We start from the raw sequence: 16,853 nt of genomic DNA on the forward strand, positions 1-16,853 counted from the left end.
AGGATGGCTTCGCTCATCCTTTTTTTCTTTCTAAAATATTTGATTTATAGCTGCCAAATGAACACCATTTCATTCAGTGAATTTTTTAAACATTTTTAATGCTTTTTAGCTATTAATCAGAATTTCAAAAATTAAAATGAGCCTTAGACTTCTTATTAGACTTAAGTTGTAAAAGAAGCCTAATTTGAGCAAAAATTAAACCTAATAAGCCATGGTCGGAGATGTTGGAAGCCAAGCTAGGTGTGGTCTGTCATAGGAAAAATGAATATAAAATGAAATTTTGATCAGAAAAAATAAAAACAAAAAAGCACACGTATTCTCAGAGGAAATTACGTGTGCTGCTATAAGAATAGAAAATTAATGTGGTTCGTCGCGGTTAATGTCTAGGTAGAATACGCGAGTCAGAAGTTCTAGGAACTTCTTCACTGCGACTAAATTGCTATCCTTACGATAGCTAACATACAGATTTAAAAAGGGAAGTTCTACATCCAGCGGGCGGATCACGGTATTGTTCATGGTCAATGGTGCGATATAGCCTGGCAGGATGGTACAGCCCAAGCCCATACCAATCGAGTTGATATTGAACAGAATATTATCCGCCTTTTGGACAAGATTAAATTCAATCCCGTTGGCTTTGGCAAAATCCAGAATAGTATGATGCAGGGTCTGTGACTGTTCTGCAGATGGAATAATAAAATCTATACCATTCAGCAATTTAACTGGAATTCGATCGTATTTTGCTAAAGGATGATCTTTCGGCAAAATGAAGATCAATGGCTCACGAATCACAAACTGACTTTCGATTTCATCACTATGGAAATTGTGACGGGTAAAGGTCAGATCCAGTTCGCCTTTCTTCAATAATCGCATTTGCTCATTATTGTTCAGACTGAGCAATTCAATTTTTAAATCAGGATTTTGCACGCGCAGATTCGGCAAGATATAGGGGAAGATTTTCATCTCTGCGACAGGGACGAAACCGATGCGCAGCATCTGCTGCTTGGCTTGTGAGACCTGACGGGCCATGGCAATCGCCTTATCAGCCTGCGCCAACGTCAGGCGGGCCTGTTCTAGGAATACAGCACCTTCTTCGGTCAGTTCGACTTTACGCTTGGTACGGTGTAGCAGTTTGACACCGACATCTTCTTCCAAATCTTTGATTTGCTGACTAAGTGATGGCTGAGCCGTGTAAAGTTTGAGTGCTGCCTTACTGAAGTTGAGTTCTTCAGCGACAGTAATGAAGTAGCGGAGGTGTCGTAATTCCATATCATCAGCCCGTCGAGTAATCCAAAAAATGTCTTACTATAATTTCAGAAGAGTATAATCTATAAACAACTATGTCGTGAAGATTATTTTGTCATTTAGAAAGTAAATGCCTTGGAGAGATTGATTAGTGTTTTAATATAAAAATACACGCCTAGAATAATTGCTTAAAACTATTAATTGAAACAAAAAAAATATTTCTCCAAAACCACCCTAAAATCCATCATCGTTGAAAAGTTGAGTCTATTACTTTGTGCCATAACTGGTCACAGGAGAGCTTTTCATGAGTGGAAAAATTGATGTGCGCGAAATCGACGCTTTAGTCGATGCACAAAATGGACGTATCACGCCATCTATCTATACAGATCCTGACATTTACGAATTAGAACTTGAACGTGTCTTCGGTCGTACATGGTTATTCCTTTGCCATGAAAGCCAAATTCCTAAGGCTGGCGATTTCTTCAATACCTACATGGGTGAAGATCCAATCATCGTGATACGTCAAAAAGATGGCTCAATCAAAGCATTCTTAAACCAATGCCGTCACCGTTCTATGCGCGTAAGCTTCGCAGACTGTGGTAACACACGTGCGTTCACTTGCCCATACCACGGCTGGTCATACGGTATTGACGGTTTTCTAAAAGACATCCCGCTTGAAGAGCGTGCTTACCCACATGGTGCATGTAAAGAGCAATGGGGTCTGGTTGAAGTTAATCGTGTTAAATCATACAAAGGCCTGATCTTCGGTTGCTGGGATGAAACGACTCCTGACCTAGAAGAATACATGGGCGATATCGCTTGGTACCTCGATGGTGTTGTTGACCGTCGTCCGGGTGGTACTGAAATCATCGGTGGTGTACACAAGTGGGAAATCGAGTGTAACTGGAAATTTGCAGCGGAACAGTTCGCATCTGACCAATACCACGCACTGTTCTCTCACGCTTCTGCGATTCAGGTGCTGGGTGCAAAACCAGATGACGAATCTTCTAAGAAATTAGGTGCTGCACAAACTGCTCGTCCAGTTTGGGAAACTGCCAAAGACGCGATCCAATACGGTTCACGCGGTCACGGTTCAGGCTTCTTCTTCACAGAGAAACCAGATGCAAACGTATGGGTGGACGGTGAAGTAGCGAACTACTTCCGTGAAACTTACGAAGAAGTGAAAGAACGCCTAGGTGAAACTCGTGCACTGCGTCTTGCAGGTCATAACACCATGTTCCCTACATTGTCTTGGTTGAACGGTACTGCGACTCTTCGGGTATGGCACCCACGTGGTCCAAACAAAACTGAAGTTTGGGCATTCTGTATCTGTGATGCGGACGCGCCAGAAGATGTACAAGCAGCATTTGAACGTTCTGCAACTCGTGCCTTCGGTCCTGCAGGCTTCCTGGAGCAAGATGACTCTGAAAACTGGATCGAAATCCAAAAAGTTTTACGTGGTTACAAAGCACGTCAAAACAAATTGATCGTTGAGATGGGTAAAGGCAACGAAAAAGTACGTGAAGATGGTATCCCGGGTATCACCAACTACATTTTCTCTGAAACTGCAGCACGTGGTATGTACCGCCGTTGGGCAGATTTATTGATTCATGAAAAATGGGAAGACGTGGAAAAAGCGGCTGACGAATATGAGAAGGAGCTTATGAAATGAGTCAAATCAGCTTAGAACTTCATCACCAGATTAGTCAGTTCCTCTATCGTGAAGCGAAATTGCTTGATGACTGGAAATTCCGCGAATGGTTAGACACGCTGGCTGAAGATATTTCTTACACGCTACGTACTACACCAAACGCTCAAACGCGTGACCGTCGTCGTTCAGTTGAACCACCTACTACCTGGGTATTCAACGATACGAAAGATCTTCTGGAACGTCGTGTTGCTCGTCTGGAAACAGGTATGGCTTGGGCTGAAGAGCCTCCATCACGTACCACTCACATGGTGAGCAACGTGATTGTTGAGCCGACTGAAGTTGAAGGCGAATACGATGTGTATGTGAAATACCTTTTGTACCGTACCCAGAAAGAGAAAGACGTTACGATTTATTGTGGTAAACGTCATGACAAGATCCGCAAAGTTGAAGGCGGCCTGGGCTTCCAGATCTTCAACCGTAAGATCACTCTTGACCAAGTTACCTATAACTCACATAACCTGAGTGTGTTCTTCTAATGAATAAGATTTTTGTTTGCCAAGTTGACGAATTAGACGAAGGCGAAGCGTTAAAAGTGGATTGCGGCGTAAACGGTATCGAAGCGCTTGCAGTATTCAACAACGGTGGCGAATTCTTCGCAATGAACGACCGCTGTTCACACGGTAATGCTTCAATGTCTGAAGGCTACCTTGAAGACGACGGTACAGTGGAATGTCCACTTCATGCAGCTCGCTTCTGTTTGAAAACAGGTCAGGCACTTTGCTTACCAGCAACTGACCCAGTTCAAACATTCCCAGTTGTACTTGAAGATGGTGCGTTATACGTAGAGATAGCAGGAGAGTAATCATGGGTTGGCTACAAGGCGAAGTTGCACTGATCACTGGTGGTGGTTCAGGTCTCGGTTGGGCACTGGTAGAACGTTTCCTGGAAGAGGGCGCACAAGTGGCCGTTCTTCAACGTTCACAGTCTAAAGTCGATTCACTGAACGCACATTTTGGTGACCGTGTGCTGGCAATCGCAGGTGATGTGGCCAGCTATGAAGACAACGTCCGCGCTGTTAAAGCGACTGTAGAGCGTTACGGTAAACTCGACTGTTTCGTGGGTAATGCTGGTATCTGGGATCACTACGCTGATATCGTCAATACTTCAGGCGAGCAGCTGGAAAAAGCCTTTGATGAGATCATGGGGATTAACACCAAATCTCTGATCTTAGGTGCGAAAGCTGCACTGGATGAGCTCGTTAAATCTGAAGGTTCGATCATTTTCACATTGTCAAATTCTGCACTTTACTCTGCAGGTGGCGGTCCGGTTTACACTGCATCAAAACATGCGGGTGTAGGCATTATGAAAGAACTGGCTTACGAACTTGCACCTAAAGTCCGAGTCAATGCCGTTGCGCCATCAGGTATGAATGTGAACATCAAAGGTGCTGCATCTTTAGGTCAAGAAAATCTTGGCCTGCTCGATGCACGTGATCCTGAAAAAATCGCACGTGGTATGCCACTGAACTTCTTACCTGAGCCGGAAGATATGACGGGTTCATATGCGCTCTTAGCATCTCGTCAAAATAACCGCCCGCTGACTGGTGTTCTGATTAACGCAGAATGCGGCCTGGGCATCCGTGGTTTACGTCAACCACGTGCAGGTTTCTTTGACGAATAAAAATCTAGTCTGAAATGGACTTTTCGGCAGCCTGTTCTTGGCTGCCTTCCTTTTAAGGAGTCTCTCATGGCCGTTAAACTTATTTGTGCTTCGCACAGTCCTTTAATGGAATTTGCTTCACCGCAGGAAAAACGCAAAGAACAGGCTGTTCGTGAAGCGTTTGAAAAACTGTCTGCTGAAGTAAAAGCTTACGACCCAACCCTGATCATTACCTTTGGTCCTGACCATTTCAATGGTTTCTTCTACGATCTTATGCCAAGTTTCTGTGTGGGCATCCGTGCAAAAGCAGCAGGCGATTGGGACTATGGTAAAGACAATGCACACATTGATGTACCTGAAGACAAAGCATTGGGCTTGGTTCGTCGTGTACTCGATGAGGGCGTGGATGTTGCGTATTCTTACCGTATGCAAGCCGACCATGGCGTGACTCAGCCATTGCACTTCCTGTGCAACGGCAAACTTGATCGTTATCCAACGATCCCAGTTTTCATTAATGGTGCTGCAGCACCGATGCCGACCACCAAGCGTACCATCGCTTTAGGTCGTGCTGTAGGCCAGTTCATTAAATCTCTGAACCTTGAAAATGAGCGTGTACTTGTCCTGGGTGCAGGCGGTCTTTCTCATGATCCACCGACACCACAAATGGGTTCAGTGCCACCAGAAGTAGAAGAGTTCCTGATTGCTGGTCGTAACCCGACACCTGAAGCACGTAACGCACGTCAGTCAAAAATCATTGCAGTCGGCCAGAAACTGGCAGCAGGCGACACTTCTGTTGCAGTTCCATTGAGCCCAGAATGGGACATCGCACTGCTTGAGAAATTCAAGAATGCTGACTTCGCTGCACTTGAAGCGATGACTGAAGCTGAAATCCGCCGTGATGGTGGCCGTGGTGGTCAGGAAGTTCGTTCGTGGATGGCAGCATTTGCTGCTTTTAGCGAAATGGGCGAGTACGAAATGACAACGCACTGTTATGAAGAAATCAGTGAATGGATTGCGGGCTTCGGCATCGTATCTGCAGAGTTAAAAGGTTAAAGACATGAGCAACATCGAAACCATCGTAATTGTAGGTGCTGGCCAGGCAGGTGCAAGTGCCATTTTAGAACTTCGTGGCAACAAATACGAAGGTAAAATCATTCTGATCGGTGATGAAACGCATCTTCCTTATGAGCGTCCACCACTGTCTAAAGACGTGATTCTAAAACCTGAAGAAACCAAGATTGAAATTTTGTCAGAAGAAAAACTGGCGGAACTTGGTGTAGAAACCATTCGTGGCAATGGCGTGAAAAAAATCAACGCTGAAGCGAAAACGGTTGAACTTCAAAATGGGGATGTTGTTGTTGCTTATGACAAACTGTTGCTTGCCACTGGCGGCGCAGCACGTCGTCTGCCAAACTTCGATGCGCTGGGTAAACACGTTTATACGCTGCGTAACCTGGAAGATTCGCAAGCACTGGTGCCTGTATTGCAATCAGGCCGTCGTATTGTCTTGATTGGTGGTGGCGTGATCGGTCTGGAACTGGCTTCTTCTGCACGTTTCAAAGAATGCCAAGTAACTGTGATCGAAATGGGGCCTATGGTCATGGGCCGTTGTTCACCACGTATTCTGAGCGAGTTCCTGTTAGAACAACAACGTTTGGCAGGTATCGATGTTCGTCTGGAAACCAAGATTGCAGACTGCCGACTTGAACAAAATCAAGACGGTGAAGAAGTTGTGATTACCCTTGAGGGTGGTGAAGAGCTTCGTACTGATGCTGTAGTTTATGGTATCGGTATCGTGCCAAATGCACAATTGGCTGTAGAAGCTGGCCTGGATGTTGATTTCGCGATTAAAGTGAATGAAAACTGCCAGACTTCAAATGCAGATATTTATGCAGCGGGTGACGTGGCAACTCAATTACGTAACTGTGGTAACCACCGTCGTGTAGAAACTTGGGAAAATGCCAACCTGCAAGCAGGGATCTTTGCGCGCCATGTGATGGGCGTTGAACATCCGACGCCTAATCCAGCTTGGTTCTGGACAGATCAGTTGGACATCAACTACCAGTTCGTGGGTGATATGGCTGCTGCTGAATGGCAAGTTCGCGGTGAAATCAATCCAGAACTTCGCGCTGAATCATCATTCGTGATGTTTGGTGTGACTGATGGCGTTATTGTTGGTGGTATTACTGTAAATGCGGCAAAAGAAATGCGTCACCTGAAAAAACTGATCAGTAAGAATGCAGCGTTTGAAGCAGACAAATATTTAGATCTCAATCAAGATCTACGTAAACTTGTAAAATAATCTGAGTTTACAAAAGGGCAGACCTTGGGCAACTTGGGTCTGCTTTTTTATGGCTACTGTTTTAGTAAAATCACTGCCGCAAATTGCATTGTAAATGGACATTCGTATGTGTAGGCAATTTTTACTTTTCAAAGATGAAAAGTAACAAAAATCTTTTGCTAAACTGAGGATATATCCCTATATCCCAGTTTAGCGGCGGCATCCCTGCCTCCATCAGTATTGTTGATTGTGAATTTGAGCGAGAAGTTAGTTCAATTCTTTCTGAAAAAATTTAATTGAGTCTTTTATGAATTCAAATTCATCTCCCATGCTGGTGACGGCAAGTATTTATGCCTTGCTGGTGCTGATCTGGGCAGCAACGCCATTGGCGATCGTCTGGAGCGTGCAGGAAGTGCATCCGATGTGGGTGCTAATCATCCGTTATTTCGGCGCTTCTGTGCTGGCGTTGGTGATCTTGGCTGCCATGCGTAATCCATTGCCATTTGATCGAACCTCCATGATGAGCTATGTGGCAGGCAGTCTGAATCTGATCGGCGCGCAGCTTTTTATCTATCTGGCGGCGAATTATTTGACCTCTGGATTAATGGCACTGATCTTTGGTTTCTCACCGCTGGTTGCAGGTCTGATCGGGCATGTCATCTTGAAAACTAATCGCCTGGTCTGGCTACAATGGGCTGGTATGGCAGTTGCTGTCGGTGGTTTAAGTTTTGTCTTTGCGGAGTCAGCAGATAGTAAGGTGAATCCGTGGGGGTGGTCCTGATGCTGATTAGTATGGTGTCTTATATCAGCTCGATTTTTTGGGTAAAACAGATCAATGCGCCGTTAAAACCGATGTCCCAAGCCACCGGTTCTTTGATTGTTTCTTCATTGGGATCATTACTAATCATTCTTTTTATCTGGCAATCTTTCCCAACACAAATGCCAAGTATGCAGGCGCTATTCGGCTTTGGTTTTACCATGATCCTGTCTTCGATTGTGGCGATGCTGTGTTACTTCTGGCTGATTCGCCGTTTAGCCGCATCCACCGTATCCCTCAGTAATGTGATGACGCCAATCATTGCCCTGATTCTCGGTGCAACCTTGAATAATGAAATCATCAGCAGTCATGCCTTTGCCGGTATTGCGGTAGTGATGTTCGGGATCGTGATGTACTTCTGGAAAGAATGGCGCGAGTAGTATTTTTCTAAATCTTAAGATTAATTAGTTAGGGTAAATTCATACATAAAAGGAAGCCATGGCTTCCTTTTTAGTTTTTCAATTGTAGATGCAGAATCGGGTAGGGATTCCCTTCGCTATCGGTTTCTGAGCGGCTGATGATCTCGAAACCATATTTTAAATAGAAAGTAATCGCATCGGAGTTCTGCTCATTCACATCAACTTCAGTCACATCCAGAGTAAGCGCATGTTGCAATAACTGGCTGCCAATACCTTGCCGGAAGGCCAAAGGAAAAATAAACAGCATTTCCAGTTTGCTGCCTGCAATGCCCATAAAACCCAGAATCTGCTGCTGATGTTCCACATGGTACAGTTGCACCTGATCAAAATAACCATGCTGGATAATCTGCTGGCGAATCTTCATAATTTGCTCGTCATTCAGGAAATGATGCGAAGCCCGGACAGATTGCTCCCACAGTTCTAGGAGCTGAGGATGCCGATCGGCAGAAGTAAGGACAATCACAGCCATAAAGTTTCCGATTAAAAATGAGAACAACAAAACAATAAACAATTTATGTCAGCAGTTTATTAAGATGCAAAGAGATAAAATGAAAAATCAAATAGATCCGTCTGTTTGAGGAAAAACTAGGACAACTTTGAATGTCATCTGAATCTAATAAAATTGTGGTCTATGCAGCGTTATTTGGCAACCTCGCTATTGCACTGGTTAAATTCGTCGCAGCCTATATTACCAATAGTTCTGCGATGCTCAGTGAAGCGATTCACTCGGTGGTCGATACTTTAAATGAAATTCTGCTTCTTTACGGCATGAAAAAGGCAGAGCAGCGCCCAGATGCCCACCATCCTTTTGGCTATGGCCGTGAACTGTATTTCTGGGCCTTTATTGTGGCCTTGATGGTCTTTGCACTGGGTGCGATTGTATCCATCTATCAAGGCATCCTGCACATCATTCATCCTGAAGAAATGCAGGATCCGATGATCAACTATATTGTCCTGGGTATTGCGATTCTGTGTGAAGGATTCTCCTGGACAGTGGCTTTAAGAACCTTCCGTAAAATGAAAGGCAAGATGGGCTATTTCGAAGCCTTTAGACGTAGTAAAGATCCGACCACCTTTACCGTATTATTTGAAGATACTGCTGCGCTAGTAGGTCTTTTTATTGCCCTGATCGGGATTTTCTTGGCTCATCAACTGAATATTCCTGAACTGGATGGTGCTGCCTCTATTCTGATTGGTGTCGTGTTGGCGGTATCAGCCTGGTTACTGGCACGTGAAACCAAAGGCTTATTGCTGGGTGAAACAGCAGATCCTAGACTGCGTGAAAATGTACTTAACATTGCCCAGCAGGATGCTGCGGTCTATAGCGCCAATGGTGTATTAACCGAGCAAATGGGTGCACATCAGGTAATTGCCTCCTTAAGTCTGGAATTCAAAGACGATCTGACTTCTGATGAAATTGAAGCTTGCGTTAACCGGATTGAAGCGCAAATCAAACAGCTACACCCAGAAATTATTACTCTATTTGTGAAACCTCAAACCAAAGCGGTATGGCTGGAACGGACTCAAGGTCGTATTTAAGGAAATGAAGTTTTCAGCAGTTAACTTTCGTCGGATAGTCAGAAGGGCATCAAGCGTGATTACGTGAATACGGGATAAAAATTTAGGTCATGAAATCATGTACAGTCAGGTATGGAGTGAGAATTATCGGATGAATATCGATCATTCTCCTGTCTTTTTAGAAAGCAGAATGGGCACAAACTTGATCACCAGTATTTATTTTTTTAGAAGATTTTCATCGGTTTTGGTCTTTCCATTGGCTCGATGTTTTGCTAAAAATAACAAAAACATAAATGAATCTTAGGCACGTATTTCATACTATGCTGGAATACCGAAGTATATAAGTTTGTATGCGATTTAAAGAGATGCTCCGTTTGAAAATTCCAGGTGGATGCTGTCTTGCATATAACAAATAATAAATAGTGGATATTTATGCAAGATCTTTTCAAGACTAAAAAAATTCAGCTTGAGACTGAGTCCAGTTGGAAACATCTCTGGTCCAAGCCGGTATTTGATTATCTACATTCCGATCATTTTGATGGTGAGCGGTTTAAGAACCTGGAGCATCATTCGCTCGAGCAGAGTCGCTTTGACTTGTATAAATGGTTATTCACCAGAAAATCCAGCACCTGGGAAGTGAATCTGGAACAGGAACGTGCCGATTTTTTTTCACGTCCGCGTGCCTTGCCACAAAACCGGCCGGAAGCCACTTTAGATGACTGGCAAATCTGGTTTATTGGGCATGCCACCGCTCTGATCCAGATCGGGCCGTATAATTTTCTGACTGATCCGGTCTGGTGTGAATATGCCAGTCCTTTTGCATCCCGAGGGCCACAGCGCGTTATTCCTGCTGGCATTGCCCTGGATGAGCTGCCGCATATTGATGCCGTATTGCTCAGCCATAACCATTATGATCATATGGATCTGGCGACCTTGGCCTGGCTGCATCAAACCTATCAAATGCCGCTCTATACTGGTCTTGGCAATGGCTGGTACCTGCCTAAAGACTATAATGTCATTGAAATGGACTGGTGGGAAAATGCATTTTTTGAAGATATCCAGATTGTCTATTCGCCAGCACAGCACGCTTCAGGACGTGGAATGCGCGATCAGAACTGTGCATTATGGGGCGGTTTTTCCTTATTGAATGGCAAGGATCATTGCTATTTTGCTGGGGATAGCGGTTATGCGCTGCATTTCAAGGAAATTCGAAAACGCCTTGGGCCACCACGAATTGCGCTGTTGCCGATCGGTGCCTATGAACCACGTGAATTGATGCGCAATATTCACATGAATCCGGAAGATGCTTTTCATGCCCATCAGGACTTAATGGCACGTTGTTCAATGGCGATCCATTATCGAACCTTCCAGCTCACCGATGAAGCACGTGACCAGCCTGAAAATGAACTGCAGCATATTATCCAGCATTCATCCAAGCTGATTAACCCGTTTTACTGTATTCGTGAAGGCAAACGGATTATTGTCTAAGGGCTTCTCTTTGTTCTTGTTGAATTATTTGAATGGCGATAACAAAAAGCATCAGCATCGCGATATTCATTACTACAGGATTAAAGGCGGCTATAAGCTGTAAAGGGTCGGTGAGTACGATCAGCAGTAATAATCCGCCCAGTCCAGCAATATTCAAACCATGTAATAGAAGGGATTTGTTCCATTTTAAAAAGCACAAACCAAACAGTATCTCACACAACCCAGATAAGCCTACCAAGCTTTTAGCGAGCAGTAGGCTAACCCCCATATTTTGCCAGATTTACAGTTCAGCAGTAGATTGGAACAGAATTTTTGGAACTAAGCCCTGATACAGCCAGAGTGCAGCTAAGGCAAACTGGGTTGTACGCAGCGGTTGCATTAATACAGAATCAGAATTCACGGACAGCCTCTTCCAGAAAATGGCATTTATTTTCGTGAGAAGGAATCAGACAAGAATCGGTTTTGCCAAATAGCTTATAGCGGTTTAAAGCCACCAGACGATATAGAAAATCGCGAATAAAACGTGGAATGAAATAGCCAGCATTCATCAAAGAAAATGGAAAACCGAGATGCTGCATCACCTTCGGTAAAGCAGTAGATTCGGTATAAAGTTTGCCATCCTTAATGACTACCATGGTGGTGTAATGCTCTGTCGACATCTGGTAGTGTTTAAGCAGGGCAGTGCCCAGTTCCGATTGTGCAGAGACCAGTTTAAACTGGATTTTTTTATCGTATTTAATCAGAAATTTTGCCCAGCCATTACAAATCACACAAACCGTATCAAATAAAATGATGTCATGGCTTTGAATGATATCTTCAATATTTTTGCTCATCGTTATACTTCTTTTTTGTGATATAGCTTTGATAGTGTAGTGCTACAAGCATCAATATAAAACTTCTTAACAAGGATGTTCGTCACTTTAAATTCTTTGGCTCATTTGAAAATAAAAATGGGAGTGATCAACTTTTCTTAATTGGATGGCTACTACAATATTATGGCTTGGCATCAGGATTGTAGTGTTTGGTGAGTCTATCTTTAAGCTCTGTAAAAAAGCCAGTAAGGTGAAATAGCTCATAATGGAGATAGCTTGGAAAAACAAGCAGGTTAACTATAAAGCTGGAGAAGCCTTCATGAATAAGCCTACACAACCTGGCACAAGTAAATGTCCCTTCTATCAAGGTGCGCATACTGTCGCTGGTGGCTCGAATATAGACTGGTGGCCCAATGCACTGAATCTGGATATTTTGCATCAGCATGACCGCAAAACGAACCCCATGGACCCTGATTTTGACTACGCTAAAGCCTTTAGCGAACTAGATCTGGAAGCAATTAAACAGGATCTAAAAGAACTGATAACCTCCAGCCGGGACTGGTGGCCCGCGGACTGGGGCAGCTATATTGGCATGATGGTGCGTACCGCCTGGTATCGGGCCGGAACCTACCGTAAACAGGATGGACGTGGGGGCAAATACCGGCAATCAGCGTTTTGCACCTTTGAATAGCTGGCCAGATAACGTCAATACCGACAAAGGCCGCCGTCTGTTATGGCCAGTGAAAAAGAAATATGGCAATAAAATTTCCTGGGGGATTTGATTATTCTGGCTGGTACGGTCGCATATGAAGTTGCCGGGTTAAAAACCTTTGGTTATGCCGGTGGGCGTGAAGATATCTGGCATCCAGAAAAAGATATTTACTGGGGTGCAGAGCATAAATGGCTGGATGCGACCCGCGAACGTTATAACAATGAAGAAGACCGGAATACGCTGGAAAATCCTCTTGCTGCAGTACAAATGGGACTGGTTTATGTCAATCCGGAAGGGGTGGACGGCAAACCGGATCCGTTAAAAACCGCACAGGATATGCGTACCACCTTCGACCGTATGGCCATGAATGATGAAGAAACCGTCGCTCTGACGGCAGGTGGACATACCGTCGGGCAAGCACATGGAAATGATAAGGCAGATGTACTTGGACCGGAGCCAGAAGCTGCACCACTCGAATTACAGGGTTTGGGCTGGAATAACCCGGAAGAAACCGGTAATGCCGCCTATGCCATGGTAAGTGGTCTGGAAGATGCTTGGACGACTAACCCGAACCGCTGGGACAATGAATTCTTTTATCTGCTACTGACCTATGACTGGGAGCTAAAAAAGAGCCCGGCCAGCGTATGGCAATGGGAGCCGATCAATATTAAAGAAGAAGATCGCCCATTGGATGCGCATACCACCAATGTGTGCCGTAATCCGATCATGACCGATGCTGATACAGCGCTGAAAATCGATCCGGGATATCGGGAAATTTCCGAAAAATTCTATCGTGATCCGGAGTATTTTTCCGAAACTTTTGCCCGTGCCTAGTACAAATTGACCCATCGTGATTTAGGGCCGAAATCTCGTTATCTGGGGCCGGATGTACCGGAAGAAGACCTGATCTGGCAAGATCCAATTCCATCAGTAGATTACACCTTAAATGAGAGCGAAATTGCGGACCTGAAAGAAAAACTGCTGGATAGCGGCTTGAGTCGCTTTGAGCTGATCAATACCGCTTGGGACAGTGCACGGACTTATCGTGGTGGGGCCAATGGTGCCCGTATTCGTTTACAGCCACAACGTGAATGGGCTGGTAATGAACCGGAACGCTTGAATAAAGTTCTGAACAAACTTGAAGAAATTCAGGCAGGTCTAGAGAAAAAAGTCAGTATCGCTGACCTGATTGTACTGGGCGGATCGGCCGCAGTAGAAAAAGCAGCACAGGAAGCTGGGGTAGATATTCAGGTGCCATTTATTCCAAGCCGAGGAAATGCGACTCAAGAACAAACCGATGTCTATTCATTTAAAGATCTGGAACCGTTGCATGATGGCTACCGTAACTGGTTAAAACAGAACTACTCCGCTCAGCCAGAAGAAATGCTGGTCGATCGTACTCAATTGATGGGACTTACAGCACCAGAAATGACAGTATTAATTGGTGGAATGCGGGTCCTAGGTGCTAATCATGGTGGAAGCAAGCATGGCGTACTGACTGATCGGGTCGGTGTATTGAGCAATGATTTCTTTGTGAACCTGATGGATATGAATAATGTCTGGGTGCCGGTAGAAGAAAATCTTTACGAAACCCGTGACCGTCAAACGCATGACCTGAAATGGACTGCAACCCGTGTCGATCTGGTCTTCGGTTCTAACTCAATTTTACCTGCCTATTCTGAAGTCTATGCTCAGGCTGACAATAAGGAAAAATTTGTAAGTGACTTTGTCAAAGCCTGGACCAAAGTCATGAACGCTGACCGTTATGATGTTAAACATCAACGTGAAGCCGCTTAAATTGAACTACAATTCATATTCCTGATGCTTTAATTTAACACCAATAAAAAACCACCCTCGGGTGGTTTTTTTATTCACTCAGTTCAAGCTGAAAAACTTAGAGAAAGCTTGGTAGGCCTTTGGCTGGATCAGTTGCTCGAGCCATCTGGGCATCAGCTACGCTCATCCCAAGAGCTTGGGCAACACCTTCACCATAGGCTGGATCACAAGCATAACAGTTACGGATATGACGGTACTTGATGAAATCAAGCGCATCACCCATTGCGGCTGCGGTATTATTAAATAGAGCCTGTTTCTGCTCATCATTCATCAGGTTGAACAGGGCACGTGGCTGGCTGAAGTAGTCATTATCATCTTTGCGATAATCCCAGAAATCTGCATCACCCGTGATTTTGAGTGGTGGCTCTCTGAATTCTGGCTGTTCCTGCCACTGGCTGAAACTGTTCGGCTCATAATGCGGCAATGAACCATAGTTGCCGTCCATACGGCCCAAACCATCACGATGATTTGAATGTACCGGACAACGTGCAGCATTGACCGGAATCTGGGCATGATTCACGCCCACGCGGTAACGTGCAGCATCAGCATAGTTGACTAAGCGTGCCTGTAGCATACGATCCGGTGAGTAACTAATGCCTGGCACCAGATTGCTTGGCGCAAAAGCTGCTTGTTCTACGTCCTGGAAATAGTTTTCCGGATTACGGTTGAGTTCGAATTCACCTACTTCAATCAGCGGATAATCACCTTTCGGCCAGACTTTGGTCAGGTCAAACGGATGATAAGGCACTTTCTCGGCATCGGTTTCAGGCATGATCTGAACGTACATTTTCCATTTCGGATAATCACCACGTTCAATCGCATCAAACAGGTCAGTCTGGCTGCTTTCACGGTCTTTAGCAATTAGCTCTGCTGCCTCAGCATCAGTCAGGTTTTTGATGCCTTGCTGGGTACGCATATGGAATTTTACCCAGAAGCGTTCATTTTGGGCATTGATAAAACTGTAGGTATGACTGCCGAAACCGTGCATATGACGGTAACCAGCCGGAATCCCACGATCCGACATCACAATGGTGACCTGATGTAGAGCTTCCGGCAATAAAGTCCAGAAATCCCAGTTATTGGTGGCGCTACGCTTATTGGTTTTCGGATCGCGTTTTACTGCTTTGTTTAAGTCAGGGAATTTGCGTGGATCACGCAGGAAGAATACCGGCGTATTGTTACCGACTAGGTCCCAGTTACCTTCTTCAGTATAGAACTTCAGGGCAAAACCACGAATATCACGCTCTGCATCAGCTGCACCACGTTCACCGGCGACGGTCGAAAAACGGGCAAACATTTCGGTTTTTTTGCCAACTTCCGAGAAAATTTTTGCACGGGTGTACTCAGTAATGTCATTGGTCACAGTAAAAGTACCAAATGCACCTGAACCTTTTGCGTGCATACGGCGCTCAGGAATCACTTCACGAACAAAGTTAGCCAGTTTTTCATTCAGCCATAAATCCTGAGCAAGTAAAGGTCCACGCGCACCTGCCGTCATACTGTTCTGGTTGTCGACCACAGGCGCACCAGCTTCAGTGGTCAGGTGGGTGACAGGGCATTTTTTAAAATCTTGGCTCATCTTTCCTCTCCAAGTTTTGAATATCTTGTGTCGTTTATCTAGTATTCATAAAATATTGAAATATATGCTAATCAGATCAGGTTTCACTATATTTACAATATCTTTAAATAAAGGGTGTGACAGCACAAAATGGAATTCAGGATATAATTGAGTGAGCTCACTCAAAAAATATTTTTAAAGTTAATAAAGTTTAAAATATTGAAAATTAAATGGTTACTCTTAAAAAAAGTAACGGGTTTTCCACTCTCTGACAATATCAAATTCTATATATTTTGAATAACTCGAATAATGAATGGGATTAAACGAAAATAACAATATCTAAGTCCATAATATGTTTTTATCAAAGGATAAAAATAATAAGTGAAAAGTGGTATTTAAAATGAATTTTATAACTGGTTTATTTTAAATGGTTTTTTAATTGAGTTTTGTTTGGCTGAAGAAACCCATAACAATAATGAATGGAATAAGGGTATTTTCTGGTTATAGCTCGCATTGTTGCATACAGAAAATCCTAGCTAAATGGGCTTTATTTTTTAAAAAGCATTGGCAAATATGCTTGAAAATTAGTCAGTCAGCCCTATAATTATCTCACTCCTTCCTCCAAGTCACATAGAGAGCAAAATGGCCAAGAAAAAAACAGCCAAGCAGGTGGTGATCCACAATTTTGTGGCAAAACACATGCATGAAGTCAACAAAAGCCAGGTTTTTGTAGACCGGAAGAAAAATGCAAAACGTGGTTATACCAAGCACAAACAAGGGCGATATCAACAAGATGATCGCCCTTTTTTATGGGCGGCTTAGGGCGGCCAGGAAGACGTAGATCTGTTTTGGGCAGAAGC

At 44.2% G+C, this 16,853-nt stretch carries 13 protein-coding genes and 3 pseudogenes; 11 read left to right on the forward strand and 5 right to left on the reverse strand.

Annotated features, from left to right (window positions below; translation table 11 throughout):
* Nucleotides 1-357: 357 nt before the first annotated feature.
* Nucleotides 358-1,266, reverse strand: a complete 909-nt coding sequence (gene hcaR / locus RJ01_RS01495) for a DNA-binding transcriptional regulator HcaR (RefSeq protein WP_034169845.1) — start codon at nucleotides 1,264-1,266, stop codon at nucleotides 358-360.
* Between the two features lie 280 nt (nucleotides 1,267-1,546).
* On the opposite strand from hcaR, the gene hcaE reads away from it, so the two are divergent.
* The 7 genes and pseudogenes from hcaE to RJ01_RS01530 all read left to right on the forward strand — a co-directional run bounded on the left by hcaE (nucleotide 1,547) and on the right by RJ01_RS01530 (nucleotide 8,030).
* Complete coding sequence (gene hcaE / locus RJ01_RS01500; RefSeq protein WP_034169846.1) at nucleotides 1,547-2,914, forward strand: 3-phenylpropionate/cinnamic acid dioxygenase subunit alpha; 1,368 nt, start codon at nucleotides 1,547-1,549, stop codon at nucleotides 2,912-2,914.
* Nucleotides 2,911-3,429, forward strand: coding sequence for a 3-phenylpropionate/cinnamic acid dioxygenase subunit beta (hcaF, locus tag RJ01_RS01505; protein WP_034169847.1), 519 nt, complete (start codon nucleotides 2,911-2,913; stop codon nucleotides 3,427-3,429). Before hcaE ends, hcaF begins: the two co-directional genes overlap by 4 nt.
* Nucleotides 3,429-3,755 carry a 3-phenylpropionate/cinnamic acid dioxygenase ferredoxin subunit gene (gene hcaC / locus RJ01_RS01510; protein WP_034169848.1) on the forward strand — a complete coding sequence of 109 codons (327 nt, stop codon included), beginning with the start codon at nucleotides 3,429-3,431 and terminating at the stop codon, nucleotides 3,753-3,755. The genes hcaF and hcaC overlap by 1 nt, the downstream gene beginning before the upstream one ends.
* Before the next feature lie 2 nt (nucleotides 3,756-3,757).
* Entirely contained in the window at nucleotides 3,758-4,573 is an 816-nt protein-coding gene (gene hcaB, locus RJ01_RS01515; RefSeq protein WP_034169849.1) for a 3-phenylpropionate-dihydrodiol/cinnamic acid-dihydrodiol dehydrogenase, read from the forward strand.
* 66 nt (nucleotides 4,574-4,639) lie between these two features.
* Nucleotides 4,640-5,605 carry a 3-carboxyethylcatechol 2,3-dioxygenase gene (locus RJ01_RS01520; protein ID WP_034169850.1) on the forward strand — a complete coding sequence of 322 codons (966 nt, stop codon included), beginning with the start codon at nucleotides 4,640-4,642 and terminating at the stop codon, nucleotides 5,603-5,605.
* A 4-nt stretch (nucleotides 5,606-5,609) separates the two neighbouring features.
* Nucleotides 5,610-6,854: a 3-phenylpropionate/cinnamic acid dioxygenase ferredoxin--NAD(+) reductase subunit gene (gene hcaD, locus RJ01_RS01525; RefSeq protein ID WP_034169851.1), complete on the forward strand. Its 1,245-nt coding sequence runs from the start codon at nucleotides 5,610-5,612 to the stop codon at nucleotides 6,852-6,854.
* A 286-nt stretch (nucleotides 6,855-7,140) separates the two neighbouring features.
* A pseudogene (locus RJ01_RS01530) lies at nucleotides 7,141-8,030 on the forward strand (DMT family transporter).
* Between the two features lie 70 nt (nucleotides 8,031-8,100).
* On the opposite strand, the gene RJ01_RS01535 reads toward RJ01_RS01530, so the two are convergent.
* Nucleotides 8,101-8,538, reverse strand: a complete 438-nt coding sequence (locus RJ01_RS01535; protein WP_034169852.1) for a GNAT family N-acetyltransferase — start codon at nucleotides 8,536-8,538, stop codon at nucleotides 8,101-8,103.
* A 131-nt stretch (nucleotides 8,539-8,669) separates the two neighbouring features.
* On the opposite strand from RJ01_RS01535, the gene RJ01_RS01540 reads away from it, so the two are divergent.
* Both RJ01_RS01540 and RJ01_RS01545 read left to right on the forward strand, forming a co-directional pair.
* The gene (locus RJ01_RS01540) at nucleotides 8,670-9,608 is read left to right on the forward strand and encodes a cation diffusion facilitator family transporter (protein ID WP_034169853.1); all 939 of its coding nucleotides are present in this window, start codon (nucleotides 8,670-8,672) and stop codon (nucleotides 9,606-9,608) included.
* A 411-nt stretch (nucleotides 9,609-10,019) separates the two neighbouring features.
* A complete protein-coding gene (locus RJ01_RS01545) occupies nucleotides 10,020-11,075 on the forward strand; it encodes an MBL fold metallo-hydrolase (RefSeq protein ID WP_034169854.1) in 1,056 nt (351 codons plus the stop codon).
* Here RJ01_RS01545 and RJ01_RS01550 read toward each other — a convergent pair.
* Both RJ01_RS01550 and RJ01_RS01555 read right to left on the reverse strand, forming a co-directional pair.
* Nucleotides 11,065-11,454 (reverse strand): annotated as a pseudogene (locus tag RJ01_RS01550) (DoxX-like family protein). The gene RJ01_RS01545 and the pseudogene RJ01_RS01550 overlap by 11 nt on opposite strands.
* 10 nt (nucleotides 11,455-11,464) lie before the next feature.
* Entirely contained in the window at nucleotides 11,465-11,908 is a 444-nt protein-coding gene (locus tag RJ01_RS01555) for a thiol-disulfide oxidoreductase DCC family protein (RefSeq protein ID WP_034169855.1), read from the reverse strand.
* 298 nt (nucleotides 11,909-12,206) lie between these two features.
* Between RJ01_RS01555 and katG the strand changes: the two are divergent.
* Nucleotides 12,207-14,396, forward strand: a pseudogene (gene katG, locus RJ01_RS01560) (catalase/peroxidase HPI).
* Between the two features lie 97 nt (nucleotides 14,397-14,493).
* Here katG and RJ01_RS01565 read toward each other — a convergent pair.
* Nucleotides 14,494-16,014 (reverse strand): catalase, encoded by a 1,521-nt coding sequence (locus RJ01_RS01565; protein ID WP_034169856.1) that lies wholly within the window; start codon nucleotides 16,012-16,014, stop codon nucleotides 14,494-14,496.
* A 621-nt stretch (nucleotides 16,015-16,635) separates the two neighbouring features.
* Here RJ01_RS01565 and RJ01_RS01570 point away from each other — a divergent pair.
* Nucleotides 16,636-16,815: a hypothetical protein gene (locus RJ01_RS01570; protein ID WP_005232372.1), complete on the forward strand. Its 180-nt coding sequence runs from the start codon at nucleotides 16,636-16,638 to the stop codon at nucleotides 16,813-16,815.
* Nucleotides 16,816-16,853 lie beyond the last annotated feature (38 nt).

It is taken from the genome of Acinetobacter sp. YZS-X1-1, assembly GCF_000804305.1.
In the GTDB taxonomy this organism is placed as follows: domain Bacteria; phylum Pseudomonadota; class Gammaproteobacteria; order Pseudomonadales; family Moraxellaceae; genus Acinetobacter; species Acinetobacter variabilis.